Annotated in this window: 21 protein-coding genes and 2 pseudogenes; 17 read left to right on the top strand and 6 right to left on the bottom strand. The window is 63.2% G+C overall.

Annotation, left to right across the window (positions count from 1 at the left end; genetic code table 11):
* Positions 1–69: 69 nt before the first annotated feature.
* The 5 genes from LB536_RS06150 to LB536_RS06130 all read left to right on the top strand — a co-directional run bounded on the left by LB536_RS06150 (position 70) and on the right by LB536_RS06130 (position 4,699).
* Positions 70–903: a hypothetical protein gene (locus LB536_RS06150; RefSeq protein WP_224590480.1), complete on the top strand. Its 834-nt coding sequence runs from the start codon at positions 70–72 to the stop codon at positions 901–903.
* 45 nt (positions 904–948) lie between these two features.
* On the top strand, positions 949–1,875 hold the full coding sequence (locus tag LB536_RS06145; RefSeq protein WP_224590479.1) for a DMT family transporter: 927 nt from the start codon (positions 949–951) through the stop codon (positions 1,873–1,875).
* Positions 1,868–2,071: a hypothetical protein gene (locus LB536_RS06140; protein WP_140761962.1), complete on the top strand. Its 204-nt coding sequence runs from the start codon at positions 1,868–1,870 to the stop codon at positions 2,069–2,071. Before LB536_RS06145 ends, LB536_RS06140 begins: the two co-directional genes overlap by 8 nt.
* Positions 2,072–2,232: 161 nt before the next feature.
* The gene (locus LB536_RS06135) at positions 2,233–2,685 is read left to right on the top strand and encodes a MucR family transcriptional regulator (protein WP_140762076.1); all 453 of its coding nucleotides are present in this window, start codon (positions 2,233–2,235) and stop codon (positions 2,683–2,685) included.
* Between the two features lie 136 nt (positions 2,686–2,821).
* Positions 2,822–4,699: an ABC-F family ATP-binding cassette domain-containing protein gene (locus LB536_RS06130; protein ID WP_140812564.1), complete on the top strand. Its 1,878-nt coding sequence runs from the start codon at positions 2,822–2,824 to the stop codon at positions 4,697–4,699.
* 45 nt (positions 4,700–4,744) lie between these two features.
* Here the strand turns inward: LB536_RS06130 and LB536_RS06125 are convergent, their stop codons facing one another.
* Positions 4,745–5,032 carry an addiction module antidote protein gene (locus tag LB536_RS06125; protein ID WP_224590478.1) on the bottom strand — a complete coding sequence of 96 codons (288 nt, stop codon included), beginning with the start codon at positions 5,030–5,032 and terminating at the stop codon, positions 4,745–4,747.
* 388 nt (positions 5,033–5,420) lie between these two features.
* On the opposite strand from LB536_RS06125, the gene LB536_RS06115 reads away from it, so the two are divergent.
* On the top strand, positions 5,421–7,541 hold the full coding sequence (locus LB536_RS06115) for a molybdopterin-dependent oxidoreductase (protein ID WP_224590477.1): 2,121 nt from the start codon (positions 5,421–5,423) through the stop codon (positions 7,539–7,541).
* A gap of 65 nt (positions 7,542–7,606) precedes the next feature.
* Here the strand turns inward: LB536_RS06115 and LB536_RS06110 are convergent, their stop codons facing one another.
* Both LB536_RS06110 and LB536_RS06105 read right to left on the bottom strand, forming a co-directional pair.
* A complete protein-coding gene (locus tag LB536_RS06110; RefSeq protein WP_224590476.1) occupies positions 7,607–8,749 on the bottom strand; it encodes a flavin-containing monooxygenase in 1,143 nt (380 codons plus the stop codon).
* Positions 8,750–8,811: 62 nt separating this feature from the next.
* Positions 8,812–9,321, bottom strand: coding sequence for an Lrp/AsnC family transcriptional regulator (locus LB536_RS06105; protein ID WP_224590475.1), 510 nt, complete (start codon positions 9,319–9,321; stop codon positions 8,812–8,814).
* 78 nt (positions 9,322–9,399) lie between these two features.
* Here LB536_RS06105 and LB536_RS06100 point away from each other — a divergent pair, with 78 nt between their 5' ends.
* The 4 genes and pseudogenes from LB536_RS06100 (at position 9,400) to LB536_RS06090 (ending at position 12,075) form a co-directional block, all read left to right on the top strand.
* On the top strand, positions 9,400–10,608 hold the full coding sequence (locus LB536_RS06100; protein WP_224590474.1) for a diaminopropionate ammonia-lyase: 1,209 nt from the start codon (positions 9,400–9,402) through the stop codon (positions 10,606–10,608).
* Positions 10,605–10,754: pseudogene (locus LB536_RS31305) on the top strand (Zn-dependent hydrolase); the annotation flags it as partial. The gene LB536_RS06100 and the pseudogene LB536_RS31305, both read left to right, overlap by 4 nt.
* A pseudogene (locus tag LB536_RS06095) lies at positions 10,755–10,922 on the top strand (Zn-dependent hydrolase); the annotation flags it as partial.
* Positions 10,915–12,075 carry a M20 aminoacylase family protein gene (locus LB536_RS06090; RefSeq protein WP_224590473.1) on the top strand — a complete coding sequence of 387 codons (1,161 nt, stop codon included), beginning with the start codon at positions 10,915–10,917 and terminating at the stop codon, positions 12,073–12,075. The pseudogene LB536_RS06095 and the gene LB536_RS06090, both read left to right, overlap by 8 nt.
* A gap of 185 nt (positions 12,076–12,260) precedes the next feature.
* Here LB536_RS06090 and LB536_RS06085 read toward each other — a convergent pair whose 3' ends face one another.
* On the bottom strand, positions 12,261–12,611 hold the full coding sequence (locus LB536_RS06085; protein WP_224590472.1) for a hypothetical protein: 351 nt from the start codon (positions 12,609–12,611) through the stop codon (positions 12,261–12,263).
* A gap of 111 nt (positions 12,612–12,722) precedes the next feature.
* Between LB536_RS06085 and LB536_RS06080 the strand changes: the two genes are divergently transcribed.
* From LB536_RS06080 to LB536_RS06055, 6 genes are all read left to right on the top strand, one after another.
* Positions 12,723–12,896, top strand: coding sequence for a hypothetical protein (locus LB536_RS06080; protein WP_181183033.1), 174 nt, complete (start codon positions 12,723–12,725; stop codon positions 12,894–12,896).
* A 71-nt stretch (positions 12,897–12,967) separates the two neighbouring features.
* Positions 12,968–15,061 (top strand): ATP-dependent helicase, encoded by a 2,094-nt coding sequence (locus tag LB536_RS06075; protein ID WP_140812571.1) that lies wholly within the window; start codon positions 12,968–12,970, stop codon positions 15,059–15,061.
* 9 nt (positions 15,062–15,070) lie between these two features.
* Positions 15,071–15,853, top strand: a complete 783-nt coding sequence (dapB, locus tag LB536_RS06070; protein ID WP_224590471.1) for a 4-hydroxy-tetrahydrodipicolinate reductase — start codon at positions 15,071–15,073, stop codon at positions 15,851–15,853.
* Positions 15,854–16,013: 160 nt separating this feature from the next.
* Complete coding sequence (locus tag LB536_RS06065) at positions 16,014–17,039, top strand: ABC transporter substrate-binding protein (RefSeq protein WP_140761935.1); 1,026 nt, start codon at positions 16,014–16,016, stop codon at positions 17,037–17,039.
* A 109-nt stretch (positions 17,040–17,148) separates the two neighbouring features.
* Positions 17,149–17,958: an ABC transporter ATP-binding protein gene (locus tag LB536_RS06060; protein WP_140761933.1), complete on the top strand. Its 810-nt coding sequence runs from the start codon at positions 17,149–17,151 to the stop codon at positions 17,956–17,958.
* An 11-nt stretch (positions 17,959–17,969) separates the two neighbouring features.
* A complete protein-coding gene (locus LB536_RS06055; protein ID WP_140761930.1) occupies positions 17,970–18,848 on the top strand; it encodes an ABC transporter permease in 879 nt (292 codons plus the stop codon).
* 137 nt (positions 18,849–18,985) lie between these two features.
* Here LB536_RS06055 and LB536_RS06050 read toward each other — a convergent pair whose 3' ends face one another.
* Positions 18,986–20,344, bottom strand: a complete 1,359-nt coding sequence (locus tag LB536_RS06050; protein ID WP_224590470.1) for a sensor histidine kinase — start codon at positions 20,342–20,344, stop codon at positions 18,986–18,988.
* Positions 20,345–20,356: 12 nt separating this feature from the next.
* Positions 20,357–21,034 carry a response regulator gene (locus tag LB536_RS06045; RefSeq protein ID WP_140761924.1) on the bottom strand — a complete coding sequence of 226 codons (678 nt, stop codon included), beginning with the start codon at positions 21,032–21,034 and terminating at the stop codon, positions 20,357–20,359.
* Positions 21,035–21,516: 482 nt separating this feature from the next.
* Here LB536_RS06045 and LB536_RS06040 point away from each other — a divergent pair, with 482 nt between their 5' ends.
* Positions 21,517–21,744 (top strand): DUF680 domain-containing protein, encoded by a 228-nt coding sequence (locus tag LB536_RS06040; RefSeq protein ID WP_140761921.1) that lies wholly within the window; start codon positions 21,517–21,519, stop codon positions 21,742–21,744.
* Positions 21,745–21,899 lie beyond the last annotated feature (155 nt).

Raw genomic sequence — 21,899 nt, 5'->3', positions numbered from 1 at the left:
TAATTTTACAGGGGGTGCTAATTTAATCGACTGTTAACCAAGTGTTTGCCCCCCACTTGGAGAAGTACAATGAACGCACATACCGTACCCGAATTGCGCTATGCGATGAGCCGCGAGGCCATTATCGGCCACGAAACCGCATGGAAAGTGTCGAGCTTCGGCGTCGCGCAGTATCTGCATGGCTACGATCCGGCACTGCTTGCCGCGATCGAGGAGGCCGCCCTGAAGCTCAAGGCCAGCCATGCCGTGCACAAGCACCTCGATCTGACCTTCATCACCGGCGCCGACCGTTTCATCCCGGAAATCAAGGAGTTGCTGAACAACAAGTTGCGCCTGGAGCGCCTGTCCGACATGATGGGCACGAAACTGGAGCCCTATCCGCTGTCGATCGTCGGTTCGACCGTTACCTTCATGAATCCCAGGGATGGCGCCGTCGAATGGCATTGCGACGGCGTTCCGGTCACCGAACTCATTCCGCTGTCGATCAGCGATCCGCTGGTCGGCGGCCATCTCGAAATTTATTGCGACGATTCCGAGACCGGCCGCGCCATTCTCGAATCCGGCCGCGAGATTCCGCGCAACCGCATCATGCGCATCGATCACAAGATGAACTACGCGACGCTCGGGCAGTTCCTCGGCGTCCTGCATCGCACGGCGCCGATCCAATTCGGCGAGCGCGTCACGCTGGTGCTCAACCAGCGCTCCGTGGCCAAGCCCTATGTCGACGACAACAGGATGTTCTATCTTGCCGCCGACAACGATCACGACCGCGAGTGGGTCAACGAACTGGCCGAAGATGTGTGGACCAACCAGCTGCCGGCCTATCGCCGGTTCGAGGCGGAACATCCGACGCCGGCCCCCGCCGAAGCGGCGGTTCCGGGTGGTGCCAGGGAATCATGGTAGCGACCCATGATCCCGAAAAGTGGGAACCGGTTTTCGGACAGGATCATGGTCGAACGCAGACATAGAGCCCAATGCCAATTCTTTCGGCATGGATCAGGCTCGATATCCGCGCTTGTCTTCGCCACCGGCGCGGTGGCGTTGTGGTCGACAAATGCGCTGGTCGGCAAATCCCTGCTGGCCGGTCACCCGGTGTCGCAGGTGCAGTTCCTGCAATTTGTGGGAGCTGCCCTGGTTTTCGCGGTGATCCGGTTAAGAAGCGGCGAGAAAGCCGCAGCAGTCACGGCGAATACCGCGCTGATGCCGCTCGCGGTCGGTCTTATCGGTCTGGTCGGCACCATGGTGCTGCAATATGTCGCCTTTGCCTCGATGCCGGTGATCGAAGCCAATCTCGTGGCCTACACCTGGCCTTTGATGGTTGCCGCGGCAGTGATTGCCTTCGACAATCCCCGGCGTCCGGTTTTGCTGGGCCTTGCCGCGGCCCTTGGGTTCGTCGGCGTCGCGCTGGTGATTTCGGGAGGACGTGACCGCACCTGGTTCCAGGGTGACCTCGCCGGTTATTTGGCCGCATTCGGGTCTGCGCTGTGCATGGCGTTCTATTCGGTGATGGTGGGACGGCTCACCACTTCGCCGGACCGCCTGTTGCTGCCCTCGTCGCTGGTTGGCGTCGCCTTGACGCTCATATGGTCCGCTCGCGAAGGCGTCGCATGGCCCACCGGGGTGGATCTCGCCCTCGGGCTCTATCTCGGCGCCGGCCCGATGGGGCTGGGTTACTACTTCTGGTCGCGCGCCTTGAAGCTCGGAGGCAGCGGCAAGGTCGCTGTCGTCGCCTATCTCACGCCGATTGCCTCGACGCTGCTGCTGACCTTGTCCGGTGAACGGCTGACGACGACCGCCATTGCCGGCGCCATCCTCGTGATCGGCAGTTGTGTCGCGGTCGGCCTGGAGCGTTCGGAGGCGCAAGACTATGTTTGACGACAATGAACGTCTCGCCAGGCAGGAAGCGCATTGGCTCATCAAGGAATTCGGCGCCGAGGCACCGCTTTACGCCGCGATGAAGGCCGAAAAGGCGATTGAGCAGAAGGATTTCGGGCGTTGTGCCCGCTGGAAGCGTATTCTTGAGATATTGGCGGATGGTCGGACAACCAAGTCTGCCACTTCCAAGTATTAGATTTTCTAATTTGCGCGACGTCGATTTCCCATAAAGATAGTTGACGTCAAGTCTTGATTCGTTTTGGGACTTGGCGGCCCGTTGGGGGACGCGGTTAAAAAGATACATAGACAAAAGTCTTCACTGGGGTAGATGACTTTGTCGGAAATAGGGTGAAAGAATTGTCAAATATCGAGGATAAGATCGTTATCGAGCTAACCGCCGATATTGTCTCGGCCTATGTAGGCAACAATCCGCTTCCGGCTTCCGGCCTGCCTGACCTGATTGCCAGCGTCAGCGCCTCGGTCCGAAAGCTGGCTGGCGCGGCCGTCGTAGAAAGCCCGAGCCTGGTTCCGGCTGTAAATCCGAAAAAGTCGGTATTTCCCGACTACATCATCTGCCTGGAGGACGGAAAGAAGTTCAAGTCGCTCAAGCGACACCTCAGGACAGACTACGGTTTGAGCCCGGACGACTATCGGGCCAAATGGGGCTTGCCACCGGACTATCCGATGGTCGCCCCGAATTACTCGGCGACCCGGTCGGCGTTGGCGAAATCGACTGGACTTGGCCGCAAGCCGGCCGCTGCGCCGGCAGTCGCGGCCAAGGCGACAAAGCGCGGCAAGGCCACTGCCTGAGGCCTTGCTGGCCGGTATGGCAGGCCGCTGATCGGCTGCTCTGACGGCGCATTATGTGCGCCGTTTCCAGGCCTTGTGCGGTCAACTGGCCCGCAAGGTCTTGCGAAGCGTTGATGTCCAGTGCAAAAGCGCGGCCATGCTTATCATCAATGACCTCTCGCTCCGCATGGCGGGGCGCTTGCTCCTCGACCATGCCTCGCTCACCTTGCCGGCCGGCACCAAGGCCGGCCTCGTCGGCCGCAACGGCACCGGCAAGACGACGCTGTTCAAGGCCATAACAGGCGATTTTCCCTCCGAGACCGGCTCGATCAGCCTGCCGAAGAACACGCGCATCGGCCAGGTGGCGCAGGAAGCGCCTGGAACCGAGGACCCGCTGATCGAGATCGTGCTCAAGGCGGACCTCGAGCGCACCGCGCTGCTCGAAGAAGAAAAGACCGCCACCGATCCACACCGCATCGCCGACATCCATATGCGGCTGGCCGACATCGACGCCCATTCGGCCGAGTCCCGCGCGGCCACCATCCTAGCCGGTCTTGGGTTCGACGACGCCGCGCAGCGGCGTCCGGCCTCGTCCTTCTCCGGCGGCTGGCGCATGCGCGTGGCGTTGGCCGCCGTGCTGTTTTCCGAGCCGGATCTCCTGCTGCTGGACGAGCCGACCAACTATCTCGACCTCGAAGGCACGCTGTGGCTGGAAAACTATGTGTCGAAGTATCCGCACACGGTGCTTCTGATCTCGCACGACCGCGATCTGCTCAACCGCGCCGTCAATTCGATCGTTCACCTCGACCAGAAGAAGCTGACGTTCTGGCGCGGCGGCTACGACCAGTTCGAGCGCCAGTACACCGAGCAGAAGGAATTGCAGGAAAAGGGCCGGGTCAAGCAGGAGGCCGCCCGCAAGCACATGGAATCCTTCGTCGAGCGTTTTCGCGCAAAGGCCTCCAAGGCAAGACAGGCTCAGTCGCGCATCAAGGCGCTGGAAAAGATGAAGCCGATCTCGGCCATCGTCAACGACACCGTTCGGCCGTTCTCTTTCCCCGAACCCGTGAAGACGGTGGCCTCGCCGATCGTTGCGCTGAACAACGTCAATGTCGGCTATACCGAGGGTCAGCCGATCCTGAAGAAGATGACGCTGCGCATCGACGCCGACGACCGCATCGCGCTGCTTGGCGCCAATGGCAATGGCAAGTCGACGTTCGCCAAACTCCTTTCGGGTCGTCTGAAGCAGGAGACTGGCATCATGACGGTGGCGCCCGGGTTGAAGGTGGCGATCTTTGCCCAGCACCAGCTCGACGATCTGCGTCCCGAGGAAAATGCCTATGAGCATGTCCGCCGAATGATGCCCGAGGCGCCGGAATCGAAAGTGCGTGGCCGCGTCGCCCAGTTCGGTCTCACGACCGAGAAAATGAATACGCCTGCCAAGGACCTGTCCGGTGGCGAGAAGGCGCGGCTGTTGATGGGGCTGTCCGCTTTCGAAGGGCCGAACCTGTTCATCCTCGACGAGCCGACCAACCATCTCGACATCGACAGCCGTGAATCGCTGATCCACGCACTCAATGAATTCCCCGGCGCCGTCATCCTGATCTCGCACGACCGCCATCTGCTCGAGGCGACCGCGGACCGGCTGTGGCTGGTCAAGGATGGCGCGGTCAATCCCTATGACGGGGATCTCGAAGACTACAAGACGCTGGTCACCGGCGTCTCCGGCGACCGCCGCGGCAAGCGCGAGGCCGACAAGGCGTCCAAAGCCGACCGCCGCCGCGATGCAGCCGCGCGCCGTGCCGCCTTCGAACCGCTGGCCAAGGAAATCCGCGCCACCGAGGCGCTGATGGACCGCATCCGCAAGCGCATCGATGGCATCGAGGACGAACTGTCCAACCCAGCGGTCTATGAGAAGGATCCGTCGACGGCGACCAGGCTCGCCAAGGAACGCTCGCAGCTTGCCCAGACGCTGGCCGGCCATGAGGAAAAATGGCTGACCATGTCCGCGGAGTACGAGGAAGGCACGGCGGAGTAGGGTGCTCGTCACTCCTCCTGCGGGGAGATTGCGCCGCGCTTGGCGTCAGGGATGTGGCCTTGTGGTCAACTGCATTCCCAGGGCATTCATCACGGCGATCGTGGTCTTCAATGTCGGGTTGCCATCGCTGCTGAAGGATCGATAGAGCTGTTCGCGCGATAATCCCGTCTGCTTGGCAATCTGCGTCATGCCTTTGGCGCGAGCCACCACGCCGAGCGCATGCGCGATATACCCGCTGTCTTCGGTCTCGAACGCTTCTGTCATGAAGATGGCAATGGCCTCATCGGAATTGAGGTCCTCGGCGGGGTCGTACGTACTCAATTTTTCAGGCATGTCATTCACTCCAATCGCCCGAAAGGCGTTTTGCTGTTTTTATGTCCTTCGTTTGACTGCCTTTGTCTCCACCGCACAGCAATATCAGCACCGTATTGCCGTGCTTGCGGTAGTAGATGCGGACCGTAGTGGATGCGCAATTTCACTGGTTCCGTCCCCGACGGGTTCGGCATCTCCCGCATGACCGAAAGCAACGCGGTCCAGGCGCAAGGCGATCAATGCGCGTGCACGTTCATCTTTGAGCTTCATTCGCCATTTGCGAAAAGTCTCCGTCTGTTTCAGCTCGAACATCAGTGTGATGTAGTTTTTAAACTACGGTCCGTCAAGGCTCTTTGCTCGCATTCATCTGGCCCTACACCTCAGCCTCCAAAGCCGCTAAACAGGATCCATGAACCAGCACGCGAACCTCCGCATCGGCCATTCGGCCTGTCCGCATGATTGCCCGTCGACCTGCGCGCTCGAGGTCGAACTGCTCGATGGCAACCGCATTGGCCGCGTCCATGGTGCCAAGGCCAACAGCTATACATCGGGTGTCGTCTGCGCCAAGGTCGCCCGCTATGCCGACCGCGTCCATCATCCCGACCGGTTGCTGAAGCCGCTGGTGCGCAAGGGCGCCAAGGGCGAGGGCGTTTGGCAGGAATCAAGCTGGGAGGCCGCACTCGACCTCGTCGCCGAAAAGTTTATCTCGGCCGAGGAGAAGTATGGCTCGGAGACGGTCTGGCCTTACTACTATGCCGGCACGATGGGGCTGGTGCAGCGCGACGGCATCGACCGGCTGCGCCACGCCAAGAAATACTCAGGCTTCTTCGGCTCGATCTGCACCAACCTCGCCTGGACCGGGTGGATGATGGGGGCAGGCGCGCTACGCGGACCGGACCCGCGCGAGATGGGCAAATCCGACTGCGTCGTGATCTGGGGCACCAATGCAGTGGTCACGCAAGTCAATGTCATGACCCACGCCATCAAGGCGCGCAAGGAGCGCGGCGCGAAAATAGTCGTCATCGACGTGTACGAAAACGCGACCATGAAACAGGCCGACATGGGCCTGGTGCTGAGGCCAGGCACCGACGGCGCGCTGGCCTGCGCGGTGATGCATGTGCTGTTTCGCGAGGGCATGGCCGATCGCGATTATCTCGCAAAATATACCGACGACCCGCACGGGCTGGAAGCGCATTTGCTTACGCGCACGCCGGAATGGGCCTCTGCTATCACTGGCCTTGGCGTTGCCGAGATCGAAGCCCTCGCGCGGTTGGTCGGCACGACCAAGAAAACCTATTTCCGCCTCGGCTATGGCTTTGCGCGGCAGCGCAACGGCGCCGTCAACATGCATGCGGCGTCCTGCATCGCCGCCGTCACCGGCGCCTGGCAGTATGAGGGCGGCGGCGCCTTCCATTCCAATTCCGGCATCTTCAAGCTCAATCAGGATGTGCTGGAAGGCACGAGGATGCGTGATCCCTCGATCCGCTATCTCGACCATTCGCGCATCGGCCCGGTGCTGACCGGCGCCAGCGACGCGCTTTATGGCGGACCGCCGGTGACGGCGATGCTGATCCAGAACACCAATCCAGTGAACGTCGCGCCCGAGCAGCGGCTGGTGAAGCAGGGTTTCCTGCGCGACGATTTGTTTACCTGCGTGCACGAGCAGTTCATGACCGACACGGCCAAGCTTGCCGATGTCGTGCTGCCGGCGACGATGTTCGTCGAGCATGACGACATCTACAAGGGCGGCGGCAACCAGCACATCACGCTTGGCCCCAAGCTGATCGAGCCGCCGCAAGGGCCGCGCACCAACCATTTCGTCATCGAGCAACTGGCCGCGCGCCTTGGCGTCGCCGACAGGCCGGGCTTCGGCCTCACCGAACGGCAGCATATCGACATCATTCTAGGCAAGCGCGGGCTGGGCAGCTTCGACTCCTTGAAGGAAGCGAAATGGGTCGACCTGCAGCCGGATTTCGAGACGGCGCATTTCATCCGGGGCTTTGGCCATGCGGACGGCAAATTCCGCTTCCGCGCCGACTGGACCGGGCAAGCGGCTCCCAACCGGCCGCCGAAGAGCATGGGTCTGTTCGGCCCGGTGGCGCGATTGCCCGAATTTCCCGATCATGTCGACCTGATCGAGGTGGCTGACGAGGCGCATCCGTTCCGGCTGACGACCTCGCCGGCGCGCAACTTCCTCAACTCGACCTTTTCCGAAACACCGGTTTCGAAGGCCAAGGAAGGCCGCCCGGAACTCCTGCTGCATCCCGATGACGCGGCGGCTCTCGAGCTTGCCGACGGCGACCGTGTCGAGATCGGCAACATGCGCGGCGAGGTGGTGCTGCACGCCAGATTGTTCGACGGCATCAAGCGCGGCGTCGTGATCGCCGAAGGCATCTGGCCGAACAGCGCGCATGAGCGCGGCGAAGGCATCAATGTGCTCACGGGAGCCGATGCGCCCGCACCCTATGGCGGCGCTGCCTTCCACGACAACAAGGTGTGGCTGCGCAAGGCGGGTGAACTGGCGGCCTAGCGTCGTCGATCGTCGGCATGATCCTCAGGACATCGTCCACGGCTGATTGACAGCGCGGCCTGGTTTCACACCGGCAGGGTTTCGGCCGCCTTCTTCCTGTTTTGGCGCTGGCGGATATCGTCGGCGACCGCCTGGGCTTCGATGCCGATTTCGCGCAGCAGCCCGGTGACCGCGTTGTGAAAGCCGACCAGATAGAGGCCGAGATCCGAAGCGCGGGCATTGACGCCGCTGGGTCCCGGCTCGATGCCGGGTTCGAGGGACCTGGCATAGCCCGGCCGGTAACCGGTGGCGAAGAGGATGGCGTCGAATTCGCTGTCCCTGCCGTCCGTAAAACGGGCGCCGCGTTCCGAGATTTCGGCGATGTCGGGCGCCACCTTGATCGCGCCTTCGCGGATCTTGCCGATGGTGCCGACATCGATCACCGGAATGCGCGATGCAAGCGCGATCTGCTGCAGCAGTCCCTGCTTCGGCCGTCTGAGCCCAAACTTCTCCAGCCTGCCCAGCACCAGATCGAGGATGACGGGGAACAGGGCGTCGTTGATGCGCTGTGGCCCGAACCGCGTCGCCATGCCGACCACCTGGATCGGCACGCCGAACAGTTCGCGCGGCACGATGTGGACGCCGCCACGCACCGAGATTGTCGGCCGGGCGCCGCCTTCCGCAAGATCGAGTGCAATCTCCGCACCGGTGTTGCCCATGCCTACGACCAGCACCGATTGGCCGGCAAAAGCCGTGGCGTTGCGATAGTCGGCGCTGTGCAGCGTCTTGCCCTTGAAGGCGTCCATGCCGTTGAATTCGGGCAGCACGGGCTCGGCATTGTAGCCGGACGCGATCACCACATGCGAAGCGCGTAAGGCGCCGGACGTCGATTCCACCCGCCAGCCGCGGCCTTCCTGGGCGATCGCCCGCACCGTCTCGCCAAAGCGGGGCTCGAGGTCGAAACGCTTTGCATACGCTTCGAGATACTCGACCACGAGATGGCGCGGCACATAGCGCGGATAATCCCTGGGGAAGGGGACGAAGGGCAGCGAGGAGTAGCGCTTGGTCGTATGCAGATGCACGCGGTCATAGTGGCGTCGCCAGGCTGGCGCCGCCTGCTGCTCCTTTTCGAGCATGACGAAATCCAGCCCGGCTTGCCGCAGGCACGCGCCAACCGCCAGGCCCGCCGGTCCGGCACCGATGATCGCGATTTTCGTGGTTTCGTCCATGCGCGCCTCCACCGCCAATTCGAGATCCAGAATGTCAGAGACGTGCCAAGGGTGCCACCGGCTCATCCAGGCAACGGCACCGTCAACCCGACCTTGACGCGGTCCATGGCGACGAAGGTGCGGAACTTCCGCACATTGTTGCTGCCGAAGAACAGTTTTCGCGTCAGCGCCTCATAAGCGCCCATGTCGGCCACGGTGATGATGAGGATGAAGTCGCTTTCGCCGGTGACATAATAGCATTGCTGCACCTGCGGCTCCGCCGAGAATTGCCGCTTGGCCGCATCGATCAGTTCGGTGCGTTCGCTTTCCAGCTCGACCTCGACGAAGATGGTGATGGGCTGACCGACGGCCGCCGGCTCGACAATGGCGACATTGCCGGCGATGACGCCGGTCTGCTCCATGCGCTTGATGCGGCGCTGCACGGCAGGCGCCGACAGCTTCACCGCCTCGCCGATCAGCCGCTGCGGCGTCGTGTTGTCCCGCTGCAAAATGGCAAGGATGGCGAGATCGAAGCTGTCGAGTGAGGCTGGCGGCTGAGGCACTGGCGTATCCCTAGTGAAACAAACCTGCATTCCAGGCGCCGAATTACAGCGCCTTTTGCGTGTATCCTGCAATATCTTCTCTCGGATAATGCCGAGGAGAGACCGTCAATGTTCCTGACCAATCGCAATGCCTTGCATGGCCGGCCGCTGGACGCGGCCGATGCCGAAACCCTCGGCATTGCCGGGGCGGACACGGTCGAGCGTTTCCTTGCCCGCCGTGACAATCATATGACGACGCCGCTGCACGCGCTGCCGGCGCTGGCGGGCGAACTCGGTCTCGCTGCCTTGCACGTCAAGGATGAGGGCTTTCGGCTCGGCCTCGGCAGCTTCAAGGCGTTGGGCGGCGCCTATGCGGTTTTCCGCCTGGTCCTGGAGGAGGCCGGCAAGCGGCTCGGCCGCCGCGTCGACGTCGGCGATCTCGATCGGCCCGAAGTCCGGTCGGTTGCGGCTACCATGACGGTTGCTTGCGCCACCGACGGCAATCACGGGCGATCCGTCGCGCAAGGCGCCGGGCTCGTAGGCGCCAAGGCGGTGATCTTTGTCCATGCCGGCGTCAGCGACGAACGCGTCGCGGCCATCGCTCGCTATGGGGCAGAGATGATCCGCGTCGACGGCAATTACGACGATTCGGTCAGGCAGGCCGCGCAGACCGCTGCCGAGAAAGGCTGGACGGTGGTTTCCGATACCTCATGGCCGGGCTACGAACGCATTCCGGGCCTCGTCATGCAGGGCTACACGGCGATCGTGCGCGAGGCGTTGCGCCAGCTCCGGGAACCACCGACCCATGTCTTCGTGCAGGCAGGCGTCGGCGGCATCGCGGCCGCGATCGCCGGCCATCTCGCCATCGTGCTTGGTGAAACCCGGCCGGTTTTCACGGTGGTGGAACCCGCCCGTGCCGCCTGCGTCTTCGGCGCCGCCAAGGCCGGGCATCCGGTCAAGATCGAGCATGGCGAGGCGACGGTCATGGCGATGCTCGAATGCTACGAGGCCTCGCCGGTCGCCTGGCGGGTGCTGGCACGCGCCGCCGATGCCTTCATGACCGTCGACGAGGACGACGCCGTCGCCGTGATGCGTCGGTTGGCCCGCCCCACCGGCAACGATCCGGCCATCGTCGCCGGTGAAAGCGGCGGGGTCGGTCTTGCCGGCCTGATCCGGGCGATGGCCGGTCACAGGGCCGAGCTTGGCCTCGACGCCGCTTCGCGCGTGCTGGTCGTCAACACCGAAGGCGCGACCGATCCCCGCCGCTATGCCGAACTCGTCGGCATGAATCCGGCGGATGTGCTTGCCGGCAAGGTGCTCTCTGGAGCAAAGCCATGACCTCGATCGACGCACAAAGGTTGCTTGGCCGCATCCGCGAGCTCGGCGGCATCGGTCGTGACGGCGAGGGCAGGCTGGTGCGGCTGGCCGCCTCCCACGCCGACAGGCTGGGTCGCGACCGCTTTGTCGGCTGGCTGCGCGAGGCCATTATGGCGCGCCTCGCGCCCGCGGCGATCATTTTCGTGCCGAGCGCCGGCGGCATCAGCCACAATCCGCGCGAACATACCGCCGATGCCGAGCTTGTCGCCGGCGCCAACATCCTGCTTGATGTCGTCGCCCGCCTTGCGGATCAGGAGATGTCAGGCAATGGCTGAAATCGATCGCGATGCGCTGAAGCTGGAGATGACCGGATGGCGGCGCGATCTGCACGCGCACCCCGAATTCGGCTTCGAGGAGAAGCGCACCGCGGCCTTCGTCGCGGCCAAGCTGCGCGAGTTCGGCCTGGATGATGTCGCCGAGGGTGTCGGCGGCACCGGCGTCGTCGGCACTTTGAAGCGCGGCAGCGGCAACCGCGCCATCGCACTGCGGGCCGACATGGATGCACTGCGCATATCGGAGCAATCGACCGCACCATACCGCTCCGGCAATCCCGGTCTCATGCATGCCTGCGGCCATGACGGCCATACGGCGATGCTGCTGGGTGCCGCCAGGCTCCTGGCCGGGGAGGGCGGTTTCGACGGCACCGTGCGTTTCATCTTCCAGCCGGCGGAGGAATGGGGAAAAGGCGCGTTGGCGATGCTCGACGATGGCCTGATGCAGCGCTTTCCCTTCGACGAGATATTTGGCCTGCACAACATGCCGGGCCCGCCCGTCGGGCATTTCGAAACCCGCGCCGGCCCGGTCATGTCGGCCGAAGATATCTTCGAGATCGTGCTCAGGGGGGTGGGCGGCCACGCTGCGCGGCCGCATTCGGGTCAGGAAACGCTGGTTGCCGCCTGTGCGCTGGTCACCAGCCTGCAGACCATCGTCTCGCGCCGGCTGAGCCCGGCTGACATTTCCGTGGTTTCGGTGACCGAACTGGTCACCGACGGCACCCGCAACGCACTGCCGGGCCTTGCCCGAATCCTTGGCGACGCGCGCAGTTTCCGCCCCGAGGTCAGCGCCGAAATCGAACGCCAGATGCGCATTATCGCCGAAGGCATCGCTGCCACCTACAATGTTGCCGCCGAAGTCAACTACACCAGGGAATTCGTGCCTTTGCGCAACGATGCCGAACTGGTCGAAGCAGCCTTCGCGGCCGCCGGGACCGTGTTCGAGCCCGGCAATATCGCGGTCGCCCGCGAGCCGATGACGGCGTCGGAGGATTTCGCCCGCTTCCTCGACCACGTGCCGGGCTGCTTCGTCTTCCTCGGCAATGGCGAGGCCTCGGCACCGCTTCACAATTCCAGCTACGACTTCAACGATGACGGGCTGTTATTCGGCGTCAATTTCCATGTCGCCATCGCCAGGCAGCGGCTTGGGACCTGAACCCTCGGGCCCTTTTCGCGGCATTTTACGGGGGGAAAACGCCCGGGAAAGGCTGAAATCCTTGATCTCGCATGACGCAGCGGCAAGACTCAGCTAGCCTCCCTCGCGCGGCGGACCTGATATCCGCCTGGCCGGCGCTATCAGACTACCTCCCAAGCGGCGCCGGCCTTCTTCTTTGCGCTAAATTAGCTTTCGTTAAATTTAGAATGCTCGCGCTTGGCGGAGGTTAGGGTTTTGCTGCGATGACTGCGGCAGGCTTTTGGTGTGCTGCGGGTGCGTGGATGCGCGGGCGGAGCTGGATAAAGGCGTTGCGTCAGGATGAAGCGCAACTGGTGCGCGCGCGGATCACTGAACTCGAACAAAACTTGACCGCTGCCTCGGCCCAGACACGACAGTTGCGCCAGGACGCAGGCCACGAATTGCGCAATGCCAAGTTCCGCCTCGAGCGCCTCGAGGAATGCATCGCGGAAATGCGTTGAAGGCGCTATCGTCTTGCGCTGGACACCAGCGCGAGGATCGTTCCCAGCTTTTTTCATCGCCACCTCCTTCAACCTCGGAACGAAGCGGTGCCGGTTTGATTGCGGCGATTGCGCCGAGGGAACAAAACGACCAGCCTCAGGTTGACCCAGCGAAGGAGGACCGCCCAAATGATCCGCTTGCTTCTGGTTGGCACGCTGGCCTTTGTCGCTTACCGTCTCGCCCGCAAGATGATCGACGAGGTACCCGACAGTGTCGATCCGCTCTTGCTGCCGGCGCCCGCAAACGATCGCGAGGCGCTGCGCCGGCAGTCCGCGTCGATGGGCGTTGATCCGAAACGCTGATCGTATTGCTCGCCGACCTGGCGGCGTTGCTTCTCTGTTGCGAACAAAGCGGAAACGATGCTTGATGGGCGATGAACCTCGCCGCCCATGATTCGACTTTTTTGGAACAGACCGTCCAGCCAGCCTATCTCGCCCGGCTGAACGACGCCCAGCGTCAGGCCGTCGAACATGGCGACGGCAAGATTGCGGGGCCGCTGCTGGTCATTGCCGGCGCCGGCTCGGGCAAGACCAACACGCTGGCGCACCGGGTCGCGCATCTGATCGTCAAGGGAGCCGACCCGCGCCGCATCCTGCTGATGACGTTTTCGCGGCGCGCCGCATCCGAAATGGCCAGGCGCGTCGAGCGCATCGCCGGCGAGGTGCTCGGCCGCGATGCCGCGGTGATCACGGATGCGCTGACCTGGGCCGGCACTTTTCACGGCATCGGTGCGCGGCTGCTGCGCGATTATGCGCTGGAGATCGGCCTTGATCCGGCCTTCACCATCCATGATCGCGAGGATTCCGCCGATCTGATGAATCTCGTGCGCCACGAACTCGGTTTCTCCAGGACGGAAGCGCGCTTTCCAACCAAAGGCACCTGCCTTGCCATCTATTCTCGCGCCGTCAACGCGCAGGCGCCGCTCGGTGAGGTGCTGGGGTCTGCCTTCCCCTGGTGCGCCGGCTGGGCAGAACAGCTCAAGCAGCTGTTTGCCGGCTATGTCGAGGCCAAGCAGGCGCAGAACGTGCTCGATTACGACGATCTGCTGCTCTACTGGGCGCAGATGACGGCCGAGCCTGAAATCGCCACGCATCTGGGCGGGCGTTTCGACCATGTGCTGGTCGACGAATACCAGGACACCAACCGGCTGCAGGCGTCGATCCTGCTTGCGCTGAAACCCGACGGCGCCGGGCTGACCGTGGTCGGCGACGACGCGCAGTCGATCTATTCGTTCCGCGCCGCTGAGGTGCGCAACATCCTCGATTTTCCAAAGCAGTTCGCCCGGACCGCCGATGTGGTGATGCTGGAGCGTAATTACCGCTCGACCGAGACCATTCTGGCGGCCGCCAATGCGGTCATCGGCGAAGCCTCGGAGCGCTTCACCAAGAACCTGTGGTCGGAACGCAAATCCGCCGACAAGCCAAGACTTGTGACCGTTCGTGACGAGGTCGAGCAAGCCAACTTCGTCTGCGACACCATCCTGGCGGAGCGCGAGGCCGGTACCGCGCTGAAGTCACAGGCGGTGCTGTTTCGCGCCTCGCACCACAGCGGGCCGCTGGAGATAGAGCTGACGCGGCGCAACATTCCCTTCGTCAAGTTCGGTGGCCTGAAATTCCTTGATGCGGCCCATGTCAAGGACGTGCTGGCAGTGCTGCGCTTTGCCGAAAATCCGCGCGACCGTGTCGCCGGTTTTCGCGTGCTGCAGCTTTTGCCGGGCATCGGCCCTTCGGCCGCCGCGCAGATCGTCGAAGCCATGACGTCGGCGCTGGACGAGGCGATGGGCCTGGCCGGCTGGCGTCCGCCGCAGCGCGCCGCGGACGACTGGCCGGGTTTTGTCTCGCTCTATTCCGGCTTGCGGGCCGGCGCCAAATGGCCAGCCGATCTCGAACAGGTCAGGCTGTGGTACGAACCGCATCTGGAGCGCATCCACGAGGATGCGATCACGCGCCGGGCGGATCTGCTGCAACTCGAGCAGATCGGGTCGGGCTATGCCTCGCGCGAACGCTTCCTGACCGAGCTGACGCTCGACCCGCCGGACGCAACCAGCGACCAGGCCGGGCCGCCGCATCGCGACGAGGACTATCTGATCCTGTCCACCATCCACTCGGCCAAGGGGCAAGAGTGGAAGAACGTCTTCGTGCTCAACACGGTCGACGGGTGCATCCCGGCAGATCTCGGCGTCGGCACCAAGGAGGATATCGAGGAGGAGCGCCGGCTGCTCTACGTGGCGATGACACGAGCCAAGGACAGCCTCAACCTGGTCATGCCGCAGCGCTTCTTTCCGCACGGCCAGGCGGCGCGCGGCGACCGTCATCTCTATGCCTCGCGCACCCGTTTCATCCCGCCCTCCATCCTTGCCGCGTTCCAGCAGCTTTCGTGGCCGGCCGCGCAAGCGGCGCAGGGCAGGGCACAACGGCCGGAGGTGCGCGTCGACATCGGCGCGCGCATGCGCGGCATGTGGAAATAGCGGGAGCCGATGTCGCAGCCCCCGATCAGGATCGCCATCGCTGGCGCGCTCGGCCGCATGGGCCGCCAGATGGCGGACGCCGTGCGGGCCGATGCGCGTCTGGCGCTTGCCGCCCGCTTTCACCGGCCAGGCAGTGTCGGCGATGGGCTGGTGAGCCGCGACGAGGCACTTGCCGTGGCCGACGTGGTCATCGACTTCACCACGCCGGCCGCCTCCGCCGACCTGGCCAGCTTCTGTGCCGAGCGCGGCGGTCCAGCGCTGGTGATTGGCTCGACGGGTTTCGATGCCGCCGAGTTGGCCGCCATCGCGGCCGCCACTGAGACCGTCGCCATCGTGCGGTCCGGCAGCTTCTCGCTTGGGCTCAACATGCTGGTCGGACTGGTCGGGCAGGCGGCGCGGGCACTCGGCCCGCAAGACTGGGATGCCGAGATTTTCGAGGCGCATCATCGCCACAAGGTCGATGCGCCGTCGGGCACGGCGCTGATGCTGGGGCAAGCCGTTGCCGGTGGACGCGGCGTCGAACTGGACACGGTTGCCAGGCGCGTCCGTGATGGCGTCACCGGCGCGCGGCCGGCTGGCGAGATCGGCTTCGCGGTGGCGCGCGGCGGCAGCATCGTCGGCGAGCACAGCGTCAGCTTCTGCGCCGAGGGCGAGACCGTCACCGTGTCGCATGCGGCTGGCGACCGCATCATGTTCGCGCGTGGCGCCATCGCCGCAGCACTCTGGGTGGCAGGCCGTGCCCCCGGCGAATACGACATGGGCGATGTGCTGGGGCAGAGCGCTCGGCCGTGACGCTGCGAACCGATTTTTTTGCCTCGCGGCTGAAAGCCAGCTGAAAGCTTGGGCATGTCATGACAGTTTTGCGGTGTCACCGCATGTCCGGCCCACGACGGTCGGCGAGGGAGGAATGCGGCGCGGCTTCACAGCGCGTCGCCTAAATGGAGGAAGTTTTGTGACCGGTTTCATCTCGAAGCGTGCCTTGCGCACCGCCGCCTTGACGCTTGCCATCACCGCCACGGGCGCCACAGGCGCCACGGTGGCATCGGCGGCCGACGAAAAGATTTCCATCATGGTGGGTGGCTATGAAAAGCAGATCTATCTGCCCGCCAAGCTCACCGAAGCCCTGGGCTATTTCAAGGACGAGGGCCTCGACGTCGAGTTGCTGAACGAACCGGCCGGCGTCGACGCCGAAAACGAAATGCTGGCCGGCGCCGTGCAAGGCGTTGTCGGCTTCTACGATCATTGCATCGACCTGCAGGCCAAAGGCAAATTCGTCGAGTCCATTGTCCAGTTCAGCCAGGCGCCCGGCGAGGTCGAACTGGTTTCGACGAAGCATCCCGAAATCAAGTCGCCGGCCGATTTCAAGGGCATGAACCTTGGTGTCACTGGTCTCGGCTCCTCGACAAACTTCCTGACGGAATACCTTGCCGTGAAGAACGGCTTGAAGCTGGGTGAATTCACCTCGATCCCCGTCGGCGCCGGCGATACGTTCATCGCCGCGATGCAACAGGACAAGATCCAGGCGGGTATGACGACCGAACCGACCATCACCCGGCTGCTCAAGACGGGTGAAGCCAAAGTCCTTATCGACATGCGTACGATAGAAGGCACCAAAGCCGCGCTCGGCGGCACGTACCCGGCCGCCTCTCTCTACATGCAGACAGATTGGGTCGAGGCCCACAAGGATGTGGTGCAGAAGCTGGCCAATGCTTTCGTCAAGACGCAGAAATTCATCAATACCCATAGCGGCGCTGAAATCGCCGACAAGATGCCGAAGGACTACTACGTCGGCGACAAGGAAGGTTATGTGAAGGCCCTCGATGCCGGCAAGGCGATGTTCACCGCCGACGGCACAATGCCCGAGGGCGGCCCCGAGACGGTGCTGACTGTGCTGTCGGCCTTCAAGAAGGAACTGCAAGGCAAGCAGATCGATCTGTCGAAAACCTACACGACGGAATTCGTCAAGAACGCGAAGTAACCCGTCTGCCGGCGCGATGCACCGCATCGTGCCGGCAATCGTCTGGTTTTCCATGTCCAGCGGCCCTGGCCGATGGCGGTTCTTCGTTCGAACCCGGAGTTAGCCCAGCATGGCACAAGAAAAAAGCGCACCGGCAATCGAGCTGATCAATGTCAGCCGCCGCTTCCTGTCACCAACCGGCAAGTCGCTGACCGCGATCCGTGAATTCACCATGACCGTAGAGCGGGGCGAATTCGTCGCCGTCGTCGGCCCGACCGGCTGCGGAAAGTCCACCACCCTCAACCTCGTCACCGGATTGGCGAGCCCAAGCGCGGGCGAGGTCCGGGTCATGGGCGCGCCCGTCAAGGGCATCGATTCCCGCATCGGCTTCGTCTTTCAAAGCGACGCGCTGTTTCCATGGCGCACGGTGATCGAGAACGTCATGGCCGGGCCGCTCTTCCGTGGCAGGGCCAAGGCAGAAGCGATGGCGGCGGCGCGCGACTGGCTTGCGCGCGTCGGCCTGGCGCGCTTCGAACATCACTATCCGCACCAGCTCTCCGGCGGCATGCGCAAGCGCGTGGCACTGGCGCAGACCTTCATCAATGGCCCCGAGATTCTGCTGATGGACGAGCCGTTTTCCGCGCTCGACGTGCAGACGCGTGTTCTCATGCACGAGGAGCTGCTGCGTCTTTGGTCCGAAGCCAAGGCCTCGGTCGTTTTCGTTACCCACGACCTTGAGGAAGCAATAGCACTGGCCGACAAAGTCTACGTGCTGACCGCCGGGCCGGCGACTGTGAAGTCGGTCTACACGATCGACCTGCCGCGCCCGCGCGTCGTCGCCGACATCCGTTACGAGCAAAGCTTCATCGACTATTCGCGCACCATCTGGGCCGATCTCAAGGAAGAGGTCGAGACCAGCTATGCCCGCGCTGCCGCGTGAGGGAGGATACAATGACCGATGCCGCCATCGACATCAGGGCAGGAGGCTTCAGGCCGGGAACCTCGGACGCCGAAATAGAAGCCGCAGCCGCCAAGGCCGCGCAGCATCGCCGCCGCACGGTGATCTTCTGGCGGTATGCCATCCTCATCGTCTTCCTCGCCGCCTGGGAAATCGCCGGGCGCAAGGCCTGGATCGATCCGTTCTTCTACGCCACGCCAAGCGCGATCGCGCAGAGGCTCTATGAGTGGATGACGGAAGGCACGTCCGAAGGGCCGCTCTGGTACCATCTCTATGTCACGATGGAGGAGTCCGTCCTCGGCTTCGTCACAGGCTCGGTTGCCGGCATCCTCATCGGCGTCGCGCTTGGCCGCAACCGCATGGCCGCCGACATCTTTTCCATCTACATCAAGGTGATCAACTCCATCCCTCGCGTGGTGCTGGCACCGATCTTCATCATGATCCTCGGCCTTGGCCTCGCTTCGAAAGTGGCGCTGGCCTTCATCATGGTGTTCTTCGTCGTCTTCCACAACGCCTTCCAGGGCGTGCGCGAGGCCGACCGGGCGATGATCGCCAATGCCCGTATCCTCGGCGCTTCCGACTGGCAGCTGACCCGCTCGGTGATCGTGCCGTCGGCGATGAGCTGGATCTTCGCCAGCCTGCATGTCAGCTTCGGCTTCGCCATCATCGGCGCCATCGTCGGCGAGTTCGTCGGCTCACGTTACGGTATCGGGCTCTTGATCAACATCGCCAAGGGTTCCTTCGATGCCGCAGGCATGTATGCCGCGATCGTCATCATCATGGTGGTGGCGCTGGGAGCGGAATATCTGATGACGATGGTCGAGAACCGTCTGGCGAAATGGCGTCCGCAGCCGTTGCACGAGACGCAGTGAGCAGATCGGACCGGGCGGGACCCTTAGAGCCGGACGATGTCAGGTCGAATCGACCTGACATCTGAATCCGTCTCTAAATCAAAGAGATAGAGCATGATGTCGTCCGAAAACCGCTTGACACTTTTCGGCATCATGCTCTAGCCGCCAGCCAATGGCAGGCGCACCTCGACCATCAGGCCGCCGGCCGCGCTATCGGCAAGGGTGACGCGGCCGCTGGCATTTTCCACCACCTCGCGCACGATGGCGAGTCCGAGGCCGCTGCCTTCGTCGGTCGCGCCGGCCAGCCGGTAGAAGCGCTCGAAGACATGGTCGCGCTCGTCGGCGGGTATGCCTGGCCCGTCGTCGGTGACCGTCAGCACGGCCTCGCCATCAGCGGCGGCGATCTTGACGGTGACGGTGCCGCCTGCCGGTGTGTAGCGCAGCGCGTTGTCGACGAGGTTGACGATCATCTCCCGCAGCATCGTACCGTCGCCGATGACCGGTACGGCGCCAGTCTCATCGAGACCGAGATCGATGTTGCGATCGATGGCCCTCGGCGCATGGGTTTCCAGCACTTGGCGTGCGGCTTGCGTCAGGTCGATGCGGTCGGCGCGCGGTCGCCGGCTGCCTGGTTCAGCGCGCGACAAGGTCAGGAGCTGCTCGGCCAGCCGCGCCAACCGGGCGGAGCTTGCCTGCAGGGCGACAAGCGCTTCGCGGCGTGCATCGACAGCGGTTTCGCGTAGCGCGTAGCTCGCTTGCGTCGACAACAGCGCCAGCGGCGTGCGCAGTTGATGCGCGGCATTGGCGATGAAACGGCGCTGCGCCGCCATCTGCGCCCGCACCCGTTCCATATAGGCGTTGAGTGCATCGACCAGCGGTCGGATTTCACTCTGCGCACCGGCGACTTCGATGGGATCGAGTTCGCTGCGTTTCGGGGAACGCACCGCGTCGCGCAGCCTGATGAGTGGCGCCAACCCTCGCCGAAGGCCGAGCAGCACGAAGACGCCGGCAATCGCCACCAGCGCCAGTTGCTGGGTAAAGGCGCTGAACCAGAGACGCCGCACCATCGCGTCGTGACCGAAAAGCGTGACGCCGACGGTGACCGATATCGGCGAGTCTTCGCCGGCGCCGACCACCGCGTGCGTAAAGGTCAGCAGCCGCAGCGCCTGGTCGCGATAGGTCGCTTCCATACTGGGGTGTCCGGGCGTGTTGGGCAGCCCGGGATAGCCGGTCAACAGCCGTCCCCCCGCGGCTTCGACACCGTAGTAGACCCTGTCGCGGTCGCCGGTGTCGAACATCTCGAGCGCTGCCGGCGGCACCGTGGCGTTGATCACTCCGTCGGTCATTGTGACCTGCTCGGCGATCATCCGTGCCGATCCGACCAGCATGCGGTCGGTGACCAAATCGGCGGTCGCCAGAGCGTTGCGCTGGCTGGTCCACAGATTGATGGTCGCAAGCCCGGCGAGGGGGAGCACGACCCAGGCCAGCAATTGCAGGCGCAGGCTGTTAGTCCTCATGGCGCCAAATCCTCATGACGCCAGATCATCGTGGCGCAAGAGATAGCCGAGACCACGCAAAGTTGTGATCTGGACGCGCGAGCCTTCAAGCTTCTTGCGCACACGATGCACATAGATCTCGATGGCGCTTGGATCGGCATCGGTCTCGAAATCATAGATCGCCGCGGACAAGGCGGCCTTGCTCACCGTGCGTCCCGCCTTGATCATCAATTGTTCGAGCACGGCATGTTCGCGCGGCGTCAATGCGAGTGTCTCGCCGCTCAGCGAGAACAGCCTGGTGTTGGTGTCGAAGACGAGGTCGCCGCAGGCAACGACGGGGGCCTTCCGGTCATTGGCGCGGCGCAGTTGGACGCGGATGCGTGCTTCGAGCTCTTCAATCTGGAAGGGCTTCGCCAGATAGTCGTCGGCGCCTTCGTTGAGGCCTTTAACCCGGCCATCGAGGCTGGCATTGGCGGTCAGTACGATCACCGGCACCCGGTTGCCACGCGTTCGCAGCATGCGCAGCACTTCCAGTCCGCCCATGCGAGGCAGCGCAAGATCGAGAATGACAAGCGCGTGGTCGCCGGCGGCAAGCGCATGCTCGACATCCTCGCCGTCATGGACGATGTCGACGACGTAGTTCGCCTGGCGCAAGGTCTTGCCCAGCCAGTCCGCCAGTTCGCGATTGTCCTCCACAAGCAGCAATCGCATGTCTATTGCCGTTCCAGCATCCGCCCGCTCTCGGTCTCAACGGGCCGACTCGGGCTCGATCGTCGATCCCGTTCGCCAATGGGACCCGAAATGAGTATCGATTGCAACACAAGGCAAATGCGGCTTGGCCGCGGCCGGCGATGGTTTTTCGCCGGCTCAGATGCCCGTTTTAGGGTATAAATCGAACCGAACGGTTCGGTTCTAGTTGACGGATTGTACCGCAATCGGTGAACAATAGTCCCCGATCTGCCGACGTTTGCATCTGAGGGATCAACGCTAATAGGCTGAAAACGTTTGATAAATCAGATGTGAAATGCTGCAATGCAATATAGCATTGTCCATAATATGACGAAATACTGCAAAGCCGGTGCGACTGGTAATCCCAGAAGGCCTTTCCCATCTGGGGGTGGTCCGAGCGACGCGAAATCCTCCCAAGGGCACGCCACTAGACGGACAGAACAAAGAAATTCTGGAGTAAATAAATGACCAAGATCGCTCTTACCGCTGCTGCTATCCTCGTTGCCACGGGCACGGCTTTTGCCGGCAGCGACAACTACGGCTCCAACAACGCCAACCAGCCGGTTGCCACCCAGTCGACCTCCAACGTCGACACCCTCCGCACCGGTTCGATCCTGAAGACGGACAAGGCGCAGGCTGACGCCAATGCCAAGGTTCCGGCTCAGTCGGGCCAGGGCATCTGGGGCCGCTAATCCCTTCGAGCATCGCGTGACGACAAAGAGCGGTGGGCCTGGCCCGCCGCTCTTGTTTTTTTGGATGAGCCCAAGGCGTTGGTCATATCAGCCGATCTTCGCCGCCGGCGGCTAAAAAATCTCACGTTCAGGAATAAACCCAGGCTGCTTCTGGT

Origin of the sequence: Mesorhizobium sp. ES1-3, from assembly GCF_020164795.1 — a bacterium.
Taxonomy (GTDB): Bacteria; Pseudomonadota; Alphaproteobacteria; order Rhizobiales; family Rhizobiaceae; genus Mesorhizobium.
Note: the sequence above shows the minus strand (reverse complement) of the source record. Positions and strands in the feature narration are given on the sequence as shown.